Source organism: Streptomyces sp. NPDC056361 (assembly GCF_042262805.1).
In the GTDB taxonomy this organism is placed as follows: Bacteria; Actinomycetota; Actinomycetes; order Streptomycetales; family Streptomycetaceae; genus Streptomyces.
Genome location: NZ_JBHJQI010000094.1, coordinates 21,509 through 31,664 on the forward strand (window position 1 = coordinate 21,509; position 10,156 = coordinate 31,664).

9 protein-coding genes and 2 pseudogenes are annotated in these 10,156 nt (G+C 75.8%); 5 read left to right on the forward strand and 6 right to left on the reverse strand.

What is annotated here, in order from left to right:
• Window positions 1-57: 57 nt before the first annotated feature.
• Window positions 58-1,143, forward strand: coding sequence for an NAD-dependent epimerase/dehydratase family protein (locus ACFCY7_RS26700; protein ID WP_376488596.1), 1,086 nt, complete (start codon window positions 58-60; stop codon window positions 1,141-1,143).
• 235 nt (window positions 1,144-1,378) lie between these two features.
• Here the strand turns inward: ACFCY7_RS26700 and ACFCY7_RS26705 are convergent, their stop codons facing one another.
• Both ACFCY7_RS26705 and ACFCY7_RS26710 read right to left on the reverse strand, forming a co-directional pair.
• Window positions 1,379-2,506, reverse strand: a complete 1,128-nt coding sequence (locus ACFCY7_RS26705) for a sensor histidine kinase (protein ID WP_376488597.1) — start codon at window positions 2,504-2,506, stop codon at window positions 1,379-1,381.
• On the reverse strand, window positions 2,503-3,231 hold the full coding sequence (locus ACFCY7_RS26710; RefSeq protein WP_376488598.1) for a response regulator transcription factor: 729 nt from the start codon (window positions 3,229-3,231) through the stop codon (window positions 2,503-2,505). The genes ACFCY7_RS26705 and ACFCY7_RS26710 overlap by 4 nt, the downstream gene beginning before the upstream one ends.
• A 125-nt stretch (window positions 3,232-3,356) precedes the next feature.
• On the opposite strand from ACFCY7_RS26710, the gene ACFCY7_RS26715 reads away from it, so the two are divergent.
• From ACFCY7_RS26715 to ACFCY7_RS26725, 3 genes and pseudogenes are all read left to right on the forward strand, one after another.
• Window positions 3,357-4,049 (forward strand): glycosyltransferase family 2 protein, encoded by a 693-nt coding sequence (locus ACFCY7_RS26715; protein ID WP_376488599.1) that lies wholly within the window; start codon window positions 3,357-3,359, stop codon window positions 4,047-4,049.
• Complete coding sequence (locus tag ACFCY7_RS26720) at window positions 4,046-4,690, forward strand: DUF2064 domain-containing protein (RefSeq protein ID WP_376488600.1); 645 nt, start codon at window positions 4,046-4,048, stop codon at window positions 4,688-4,690. Before ACFCY7_RS26715 ends, ACFCY7_RS26720 begins: the two co-directional genes overlap by 4 nt.
• Window positions 4,687-5,348: pseudogene (locus ACFCY7_RS26725) on the forward strand (class I SAM-dependent methyltransferase). Before ACFCY7_RS26720 ends, ACFCY7_RS26725 begins: the two are co-directional and overlap by 4 nt.
• 40 nt (window positions 5,349-5,388) lie before the next feature.
• On the opposite strand, the gene ACFCY7_RS26730 reads toward ACFCY7_RS26725, so the two are convergent.
• Both ACFCY7_RS26730 and ACFCY7_RS26735 read right to left on the reverse strand, forming a co-directional pair.
• Window positions 5,389-5,820 (reverse strand): hypothetical protein, encoded by a 432-nt coding sequence (locus ACFCY7_RS26730; protein WP_376488601.1) that lies wholly within the window; start codon window positions 5,818-5,820, stop codon window positions 5,389-5,391.
• Between the two features lie 11 nt (window positions 5,821-5,831).
• Window positions 5,832-7,007 carry a molybdopterin-dependent oxidoreductase gene (locus ACFCY7_RS26735; RefSeq protein ID WP_376488602.1) on the reverse strand — a complete coding sequence of 392 codons (1,176 nt, stop codon included), beginning with the start codon at window positions 7,005-7,007 and terminating at the stop codon, window positions 5,832-5,834.
• Between the two features lie 104 nt (window positions 7,008-7,111).
• Between ACFCY7_RS26735 and ACFCY7_RS26740 the strand changes: the two genes are divergently transcribed.
• Entirely contained in the window at window positions 7,112-8,572 is a 1,461-nt protein-coding gene (locus tag ACFCY7_RS26740; protein ID WP_376488603.1) for a glycosyltransferase 87 family protein, read from the forward strand.
• Window positions 8,573-8,615: 43 nt separating this feature from the next.
• Here ACFCY7_RS26740 and ACFCY7_RS26745 read toward each other — a convergent pair.
• Together ACFCY7_RS26745 and ACFCY7_RS26750 are read right to left on the reverse strand one after the other, a co-directional pair.
• A pseudogene (locus ACFCY7_RS26745) lies at window positions 8,616-8,756 on the reverse strand (sugar hydrolase); the annotation flags it as partial.
• A 76-nt stretch (window positions 8,757-8,832) separates the two neighbouring features.
• On the reverse strand, window positions 8,833-10,156 hold a 1,324-nt coding region (locus ACFCY7_RS26750; RefSeq protein ID WP_376488604.1), incomplete at its 5' end, for a glycosyltransferase.

The window sequence follows — 10,156 nt, forward strand, 5'->3', positions numbered from 1 at the left end:
CTTACGGCGCGGCGCGGCAGGGGCCTGACGGCACGGGGTGTCCGTAGCGTGCCGGTCATGCGTGTACTCGTCACAGGCGGAGCCGGGTTCATCGGCTCGCACATCGTCACCGCGCTCATCGCGGCCGGGCACGAACCGGTGGTCCTGGACTGCCTGCTGCCCGGCGCCCACCCGGTGGCTCCCGAGCCTCCGGCGGTGGAGTTCCTGCACGCCGACGTGCGGGACGCGACGGCGGTCGCAGCCGCGCTGCACGGCGTCGACGCGGTGTGCCACCAGGCCGCCATGGTCGGCCTCGGCAAGGACTTCGCGGACACCCCCGCCTACGTGGGCTGCAACGACCTCGGCACGGCGGTGCTGCTCGCGCGGATGGCGGAGGCGGGCGTGCGCCGGCTGGTCCTCGCCGGATCGATGGTCGTGTACGGGGAGGGCCGGTACGCGTGTCCCCGTCACGGGCTGGTCAGGCCCGGGCCCCGCCGCCCCGACGACCTCGCCGCGGGGCGCTTCGAACCCCGCTGCCCCGCGTGCGCCTCCGACCTCGTACCCGGGCTGGTCGACGAGGACGCACCGGCCGACCCCCGGAACGTGTACGCGGCCACGAAGCTGACCCAGGAGCACCTGACGGCGGCCTGGGCCCGCGCGACGGGCGGGACCGCCGTGTCGCTGCGCTACCACAACGTGTACGGCCCCGGGATGCCGCGCGACACCCCGTACGCCGGCGTGGCCTCCCTCTTCCGCTCGGCGCTCGCGCGCGGGGACGCGCCCCGAGTCTTCGAGGACGGCGGTCAGCGTCGGGACTTCGTCCACGTGCGCGACGTGGCCGCCGCGAACGTCCTCGCGCTGGAGAGCACCGACCGTCTGCCGGCCGGCGCCCTCGCCGTCTACAACGCCGGCAGCGGCGACCCCCACACGGTGGGCGAGATGGCGACGGCCCTGGCCCGGGCGAGCGGTGGCCCGGAGCCGTCGGTGACCGGCGAATTCCGGCTCGGGGACGTCCGGCACATCACCGCCGACTCGTCCCGGCTCCGGAGGGACCTCGGCTGGCGTCCGGAGGTCGGCTTCGCCGAGGGCATGGCCGAGTTCGCCCGTGCGGAACAGCGCGCCTCCGCCCGTACGGAACAACACGCCTCCGCCCGCACTGAATAGCGCGCCTCCGCGCTGCCCTGCCGACCGGGCCACGGCGGTGTCGCCGAAGCCCCGGCACCTGAACGGGCCGCGCCGGTGTCAGCGGAACTCCGGCGGCTCCGCGTCCGCCGGCGCGGCACACCGGCCCGTCATGGGGAGCGCCGGACTCCGACGCGTACGCCGGCGGTCCCCTGCCGGGCGATGCCCGGCAAGGGACGGGACACGGTGAGGACCGCCCCTTGCCGGGCATCCCGCGTCACGGCAGGGACGCCTGGCCCGGTGCGGCGGGCAGGGTGACCTCGAAGGTGCAGCCGCCGGGGACGTTGCGGACTTCGGTTCTGCCCGCGTGGGCCTCGACGATGCCCCGGACGATGGCCAGGCCCAGCCCCGCGCCGGCGGGTGGGGTCCGGGCCGCCGTGCCGCGCCAGCCGGTGTCGAAGACCCGTGGGAGGTCGTCGTCGGGGATGCCACCGCAGCCGTCGGTGACGGAGAGCACCACGGCGTCGTCGCGGCGTTCGGCGGCCACGGCGACGGTTCCGTCGGCCGGGGTGTGCCGGATCGCGTTGACGAGGAGGTTCGCCAGGACGCGGGTCATCTCCTTGCCGTCCACCTCGACGGGCACGGCCGCGACCTCGTCGCCGACCAGTCGCACGCCGTGCTCGCGGGCGAGCGGGTCGGCACCGCTCAGTGCGTCGCCCACCAGGTCGTACACGGAGACGCGGCTCGGGCTGAGGGAGAGCGCTCCGGCGTGGATGCGGGACAGTTCGAACAGGTCGGTGACCATGGCGGCGAGGCGTTCGACCTCGGTGCGGATCTGCCGGTGGTAGCGGGCGGGGTCGGCGGCCATGCCGTCCTCCAGGGCCTCCGCCATCGCCCGCAGGCCGGCGAGCGGGGTGCGCAGATCGTGGGAGATCCAGGCGACCAGCTCCCGGCGGGAGGCCTCCAGGGAGCGCTCGCGGGCCCGGGACGCTTCGAGCTTGGCGCTGGTGACGGCCAACTCGTGCGTGAGGGCGGCGAGTTCGGCGGTGGCGGCACCATCGGGGGCGGAGAAGCTGCCGCCGTCGCCGAAGTCCCGCGCGGCGCGGGCGAGGGCACGGCTGCGTGCCACCACCCAGCGGCCCAGGACGAGGGCCGTGCCGAGCGAGACGAGGGCCGCCATCGCCACGACGACCGTCACCACCCACAGGTCGTGCGCCGACAGGAACATCGCCCGGGCGACGGCCAGTGTCCCGGCGAGCATGGCGGTGACCGTGACGGCGGCGACCACGGTAAGGGAGACGGCGACGGAGCGGTGCCGTACGAGCCGCAGGACGACGGCGCCGGCCGCGCCGGCGCACACGGCACCGACCAGGGCGAACGCGGCGATGAGGAGTACGTCCTTCACGCCGCCCCCTCCTCACGGCCCGCTTCGAAGCGGTAGCCGACTCCCCACACGGTCTGGATGAGGAGGGGCCTGGCCGGGTCGTCCTCGATCTTCGACCGCAGCCGACGGACGTGCACCGTGACCGTGGACAGGTCGCCGAAGTCCCAGCCCCACACCCTCCGCATCAGGTCTTCCCGGGAGTGCGCCGTCCCGGGGTGCTCCAGGAAGAACGCGAGGAGGTCGAACTCCCTCAGCGTGAGGGCGATCTCGGCGCCCCGTCGTGTCGCCCTTCTGGTGGCGGGGTCGACGACGAGGTCCCCGGCCCGCAGCCCCGGCCGGGCGGCGGCCCCGGCCGCCGCCCGGCTGCGGCGCAGTACGGATTCGACGCGCAGGACCAGTTCGCGCGGGCTGAACGGCTTCGTGACGTAGTCGTCGGCACCGACCTCCAGGCCGGTGATCCGGTCCTCCTCGTCGCCGCGCGCGGTCAGCATGATCACCGGAACCGGCCCGTCCGCGCGCAGCCTGCGGCACACCTCCAGACCGTCCAGGCCCGGCAGCATCAGGTCGAGGACGACGAGGTCCGGCCGGCGTTCCCCGGCGCGGCGCAGGGCCTCGGTGCCGTCGCCGGCGTGCTCGACCGCGAGGCCGGACCGCTCCAGGTAGCCGGTGACCACCTCGGCCACCGTCGGGTCGTCGTCCACCACCAGGATCCGGGCCCGGCCCGCCGGTCGACTGTTCTCGCTCATGCCGCACAGCGTCGCACCCGCGGGGTTCGTCGGGCCATGGCGTCCCGGGGCCCCTGGGGTGACGTCCGCGTTTCGTAAGGACTTCCGCGGCCCCGATCCGCCGCGCACTTCCTACCGTGGGTGCCGTGACCCCCTTGACCGTAGACGTCGTCCTTCCCTGTCTCGACGAAGCCGAGGCCCTGCCCTGGGTTCTCGGCCGCGTCCCCGCCGGATGGCGGGCCATCGTCGTGGACAACGGCTCCACCGACGGATCGGCCGCGCTCGCGGCCGACCTCGGTGCCACCGTCGTCCACGAGCCACGGCGCGGGTTCGGAGCCGCCTGCCACGCCGGACTCCTCGCCGCGGAGGCCGAGTTCGTGTGCTTCTGCGACTGCGACGCCACGCTCGACCCCGGTCTGCTGAGGGACTTCGTCGATACCGTGGCGGGAGGCCGGGGGGATCTCGTCCTGGGCCGGCGTCGTCCCACCGAGCGCGGCGCCTGGCCCGCCCACGCCCGGGCGGGGAACCTGGCGCTGTCCTGGCTGCTGCACCGGCGCACGGGGGTGCGCTTGCGCGACCTCGGCCCGATGCGGGCCGCACGTCGCGAGGCTCTGCTCGGCCTCGGGCTCACCGACCGGCGCAGCGGCTATCCCCTCCAGATGGTGGTGCGGGCCGCCGACGCGGGCTGGCGGGTGAGCGAGGTCGACGTGCCGTACCTGCCGCGGTCGGGCCGCTCGAAGGTCACCGGCACCTGGCGGGGGACGTGGCAGGCGGTGCACGACATGCGCAGGGTCCTCGACGAGCCGCCGCTCGCGCCCGTGGCGGGGGTCCGTCCGTGACCGCCCTCCTCGTCATCGCCAAGCAGCCGCTGCCCGGCCGGGTGAAGACCCGCCTCACTCCCCCGTTCACCTCCGAGGAGGCCGCTTCGCTCGCGGGGGCGGCCCTCGCCGACACCCTCGGCGCCGCGGCCCTGGTCCCGGCGACGCGCCACGTGCTGGTCCTCGACGGGGAACCCGGTCCGTGGTTGCCGCCCGGATTCGAGGTCGTCCCCCAAGCGGCGGGCGGGCTCGACGAGCGGCTCGCCGCCGCGTTCGCCGGCTGCGCCGGACCCGCCGTGCTCATCGGCATGGACACCCCGCAGGTCACCCCGGAGCTGCTGGCCCCCGCGCTCCGGTGGGAGGGATGCGACGCCTGGTTCGGCCCGGCCGCGGACGGCGGCTTCTGGGCCCTCGGCTTCGCCGACCCGGAGGCCGTCGCCGCCCCCGCGCTCCTGCTCGGCGCACCGATGTCGCGGCCCGACACCGGCGCCGTCGTGTACGCGCGGCTGCGCGCGGCCGGGCTGCGTGTCGGCGCGCTGCCGTCGCTGCGCGACGTGGACACCGCCGAGGACGCGCGGCAGGTGGCGGCGGCGGCGCCCGGTACGCGTTTCGCCGCGCAGCACGCCGAGTTGACGGCCCGGGTCCCGGGGGTGGGCGCGTGACGGCGACGGCCTGGCGCTCCGACCCGTACACCGACGCGCTGCGCTCCGGTCGCGGCCCCCTCTTCCTGCGCCGCGACGACGGCTGGCTGCTGCCCCTGGAGGTCGAGCGCTGGTGCGAGGCACCGGACGAGGCCGACCGGTCCGTCCTGGAGCACAGCCGGGGCGCCGTCCTCGACGTCGGCTGCGGCCCCGGGCGCTCGTGGCCGCCCTCGCCGCCCAGGGCCGGTGTGCGCTGGGCATCGACATCAGCCCCGAGGCGGTGGAGCGGACCGTACGGCTCGGCGGGACGGCCCTGTGCCGCTCGGTGTTCGCCCCGCTGCCCGCGGAAGGCCGTTGGGACACGGCCCTGCTGATCGACGGGAACGTCGGCATCGGCGGCGACCCCGCAGCCCTGCTGCGGCGGTTGCGGAAGGTCGTGGCACCTGCCGGCGCCGTGATCGCCGAGTGCGTGCCCGTGGACGTCGACGAGCACTGCGAGGTGCGCGTCGAGGACGGTCGGGGCGGCAGCGGGTCGAAGTTCCCCTGGGCCCGGGTGGGCACGCGGGCGCTGACCGCGCACGCCGCACGCGCCGGGTGGACCGCGTCCGCGCGGTGGACGGTGGCGGGCCGCCCCTTCCTCACCCTCGTGCCCCTGTCGCCGCCGGCGGTGCGCCGCTGACCCCGGCCGGCTTCGGGGTACGCCGCCGAGGCCGTGCCCGTCACCGCCGCGGGAAGTCCTTCCGTCGCCGTGCGGGCGCACCTCGCCGCCGGACGGGCGCACCTCGCCGCCGGACGAGGTACAGGGCGCCGGTCACCACGGCGACGGCGGCCAGGACGATCGCCAGGTTCCGCCCGTACGGGAGTGGCAGCGCCGAGGGGTTGGGCGGCGCACCGGGTCGCAGGAGCAGCGGCAGCGTCACCAGGACCACGCTGCCCGCCACGACCGACGCGCCGCGCAGCAGCCCCCGTCGGCTTCGCCCGACGAGAATCAGGCCCACGCCGAGGACGAGCGGCGCGAGGATTCCGTCGTGCAGGACGAGCGCCCCCGCCAGCCACACCAGCACGCCGAGCGGCTCCGGTTCGGCGGCCGTCAGCCACGCCCCGAGTCCCATCAGGGCGAGTCCGGCACCGCCGATCCCGTACCTCAGCATCCGCATGCTCCTCACAGCACCTCCAGCCGGTGGACCCACTTGGTCTGCAGCACGCCCGGTCGGCCCGGGGCGATGATCCGCGCCGGGAAGCCGTGGTCCAGGGAGAGGGGTTGCCCGTTGAGCGTGAGCGCGAGGAGGGTGAGCGGGTCGTCGGCGTACGCGGCCCCCATCTCCATCACCCGGTAGGCGCCGCCGGCCTCCAGCGAGGTCACCCGCAGCGCCGCCGCCCCCGGCTGTCCGCCGGCCCGCGCCAGGAGCGCGCGCACGCGTACCCCGACCCAGTCGGCCTCGACGCTCCAGCCCTCCACACAGGCGATCGGCAGCCGGACGTCCACCTGCGGCATCGCCCGGAGCTCGGCGAGCGTGAGCGCGTACGGACGCGGGCCGACGACTTCGAGTCGCCACTCCGCCAGGCGGCCGGCCGACACTCCGGCCGCCTCGGCGGTCCGGTTCACCGGCAACCCCTGCGGGCCGTGGTCCGGATGCCGGGGCGCGAGCAGGTCGAACGCCTTCAGCGGGGTGAAGGACTGGCCGACGGTCGTCAGCGTCACCACGCCGATCGCGCCGCCCGTGGCCAGGAGCAGCGAGCGCCTGTCGACGGCGTCCTCCGCCGGCAGCGCGAGCGTCCCCGCCGAGCGCCGACCCCAATGGTCCTTGATCTCCGGGGCCTTGACCCCGATGTGCAGCAGGATCGAGCCGGTGGCCAGCCAGGCGACGGCGAAGTGCACCGGGACGAACGAGAACGGCCACGGATACCACTCCACGATGTTGAGCAGCCCCGTGAAGACCTCGAAGACGGCGGCGGCCACCAGCACGGCGACGGACAGCCTCTCCAGGGCGTGCCGCACCGACCGGACCGGCGGCCACACGAACAGCCGCGGGTACACCGCCCACAGTTTGACCAGGAGCAGCACGATCGCCGCCAGCCCGGCGGCGACGTGCAGGCCCTGGGTGAAGGCGTACCCCCACACCGGCCGCCCGGGCAGCCGGTCCGCGAGCCAGCCGGGCGGACGCTGGAGGTAGTGGCTGACGAGCCCGGTCGCGAAGCACACCGCGAAGGCGAGGCCCAGCCACCGGCCGACGGACGTCGCCGTGCGGGCGTCGTGCAAAGGGCCGCGAAAGACCGGGGGGCGGACCTCTGCCGACGTGCGGCGCGGCCCGGGCTTGGGGAAGGTCATGCCCTCCATGACACCGCCGGGGCGGGCCGTACGGGAGCTTCGACACCTTACGAAACCCGAACGCCCCGACGGGTCGCCCGCCCGCCGTCCGCGGGCGCTGCCAGGCTGCGCCCATGCCTCGTGCCAGCGTCCTCACCCGTGCCGTCCTCGTCACGTCCCTGGTCCTCGCCGCTCTGACCACCGCGCTGCTCGCGCTGCTGGGCGGCCCCGCGACCGGAGTCGGCTTCCTGACCGGGTACGCGGCCGCGTGGGGTCTCTTCGCCGTGGCCGTGCTCGCCCTGCGCCGCGCCCCGGTCCGCGCCGTGGTGCCCTTGGTGCTCGCCGGGGCGGTCGCGGTGGCCGCCACCGGGCTGGTGGCGCCGCCGCGTACGAGCACCGACTCGTACCGGTACGCGTGGGACGGCCGCGTGCAGTCCGCCGGGATCTCCCCGTACGACCACTCCCCCGCCGACGACGCGCTCACCGGGCTTCGCGATCCCTGGCTCTTCCCCGGTCGTGCCGTCTGCGCGCGGGGCGGCGATCTGTCCGAGCTGGCCGACGGCCGGTGCACCCGCATCAACCGCCCCACCGTGCACACCATCTATCCACCCGTCGCCGAGGGCTGGTTCCTCCTCGTCCATGCCGCCTCGCCGTCGGATGTCCGCCACAAGGCACTCCAGACCGGTGGAGCCGCCCTGTCCCTGGCCGTCACGGGCCTGCTGCTCCTCGCGCTGCGCCGCCGGGGCGATCCTCGTCGGGCTGCCTGGTGGGCCTGGTGCCCGGCCGTTTCCGTGGAGGGGGTCAACAACGCCCATGTGGACGTCCTCGCCGTGTTCCTGTCGGTCGCCGCGCTCGTCGTGGTGGTCCGGCGGCGCGCGGCGGGCGGGGCACTGCTCGGTCTGGCGATCGCCGCGAAGCTCCTGCCCGTGCTGCTGGTACCGGGGGCGCTGTCCGGCGTGCGGCGGCCGCGTACGGCGTCGACGATCCTCGGCGCCACCGCCGCCACCGTCGCGGCCGTGTACCTGCCGTACGTGCTGCTCTCGCACGGCTCGGTGCTCGGATACCTGGGCGGCTACGCGGAGGAGGAAGGCTACGACGACGCCGGCGCCGGCGGCCGGTACTCCCTGCTGCGGCTGGTGCTGCCGGACGCGTGGGCGCTGCCCGCCGCCCTGCTCGGTCTTGCCGCGGTGTCGGCCCTGGTCATCGTGCGCGGGGATGCCGAACGCCCTTGGAAAGGCGCGCTGGTGACCACGGGCACGGCCTTCCTCCTCCTGACCCCCGGCTACTCCTGGTACGCCCTGCTGCTCGTCGCGCTCGTGGCGCTCGACGGCCGCTGGGAGTGGTCCGGTGTCGCCCTCGCCGGCGCGGTCGCCTACCTCGCGGGTCCGGTCGCGGGCCCGGGCGCCGTGACCGCGGCGTACGGCACGGCGGCGCTCGCGGTGTGCGTCGGCGGGTGGTGGCGGCGGCGTCCGGGCGCGTGCGGTACCGGACGGAAGCCGGGTACGGAGGCCGGGCCGGCACCCCGCCGACGGGCGCCGACCCGGCCTGCGGCCGAGCCGATCGAGGAAGGGCCCAGTCGGACGGGTCCAGCGTGACGTAGGCCTGGCACGGGTCGCCGGGGTTCTGCACCGCGGGCTACAGGAGGCCGCCCGTCGCCGGCTTGAAGACCGGCTCCTGTCCGTGGCCGAAGTAGATCCGGCCCGAGAACTCCGGCAGCCGGATGGTCAGGGAACGGCCGTCGGCCGGGCCGGTGATGGCGGCGTCGGGCGGGACGAGCGGGAACCGCCAACGGCCGAGCGGTCAGAGGCCGTTCGGGGCAGGGGGTGAGTGGGGCAGCGGGCGAGCGGGGCAGCTGTCAGCGTGACAGTCGGCCGAGCGCGGCGAGTACCGGCGCGACCCCGTCCTCCGCGGCCAGGCGGTCGGCCAGCGCGCGGGCACGCGCGCGGTGGGAGTCGTCCGCCGTCGCCCGGTGCAGGGCCCCGGCCAAGGCTTCGGAGGTGAGGCCGCGCAACGGCACCACTCCGGGAGCGGTGCCCAGCGCGGTCAGTCGGGACGCCCAGAACGCCGCGTCGAACTGGACCGGCACCGGAACGGTGGGCACCCCGGCCCGCAGGACGGCGCCGGTCGTGCCCGCTCCCGCGTGGTGGACGACGGCGGCGGTCCGGGGGAACAGCAGGGAATGCGGGACCTCGCCGACGGTCAGGATGTCGTCGCCGCGGGCGCCCAGTCCCGCCCAGCCCCGCTGGACGATCCCGCGCACCTTCGCCGCGCGCAGTGCGGTGACGATCTCGCGGCTCACCCGCTCGGGATCGGGAACGGTGGCGCTGCCCAGGCCGACGAAGACCGGTGGGGGCCCGGCGGCGAGGAAGTCCTCCACCTCCGCGGGCAACTGCCCGGTCTCGTGCGGCCACCAGTACCCGGACACCTCGAGGTGGGCGGGCCAGTCCCGGGGGCGAGGGACGACGAGCTCGCTGTATCCGTGCAGCACCGGCCGCACCCGGCGACGCCTCCGGGACCGGCCCGACGTCGCGAGTCCGTGCCGTCGCAGTGACCGTACGGCGTCGGAGAACATCAGCTCCACCGACGCCGTGACGAACCGTCCGCTCAGCCGGTTCCCCACCGCGCCCAGGGACCGCGCGCCCAGGACCGGAGCGGCGAACTCCGCGGTCGGGTGCAGCGGTTGGAGGTGCAGCCCGAGGGCGGGCACCGACAGGCCCTCGGCGAGGGCGTGGCCGAGCGGCCCCAGCGACGCGCCGACCAGCAGGACCTCGCCCTCCCGTGCCACCTCCACCAGGGCCGCCGTCATCTCGTCGACCGCGCCCCGGGCCATGCGCGCCAGCCGTACGAGCTTTCCCGCACCGGTCCTCGCGTCGTGCAGCCGTCGGCCCCGCGCGGAGTGCAGTTCGGCACGGGGGTCGACGGGCAGCGGACGGAACCGCACGCCCGACCCCGCCACCAGCGGCTCGAACACGGCGTGCGTCGCCAACGTCACCTCGTGCCCGGCCCGTACGAGACCGGCACCCAGACCTGTGTACGGCGCGACGTCGCCCCGCGAACCCGCCGTCATCATCACGATGCGCACGCCGCCAGTCTGCCCCACCCGGACGCGGCACGACCGGAAGACCTGTCCGGTCCGCACGGCGGGACGTCCGCCGCGCGGCTCCGACGGAGCCCGCCCC

Coding starts and splice junctions, on each gene's coding strand:
- ACFCY7_RS26710 (WP_376488598.1), bottom strand. CDS start 3,231: ATGAGCGAGAACAGTCGACCGGCGGGCCGGGCCCGGATCCTGGTGGTG.
- ACFCY7_RS26700 (WP_376488596.1), top strand. CDS start 58: ATGCGTGTACTCGTCACAGGCGGAGCCGGGTTCATCGGCTCGCACATC.
- ACFCY7_RS26740 (WP_376488603.1), top strand. CDS start 7,112: ATGCCTCGTGCCAGCGTCCTCACCCGTGCCGTCCTCGTCACGTCCCTG.
- ACFCY7_RS26730 (WP_376488601.1), bottom strand. CDS start 5,820: ATGCTGAGGTACGGGATCGGCGGTGCCGGACTCGCCCTGATGGGACTC.
- ACFCY7_RS26735 (WP_376488602.1), bottom strand. CDS start 7,007: ATGGAGGGCATGACCTTCCCCAAGCCCGGGCCGCGCCGCACGTCGGCA.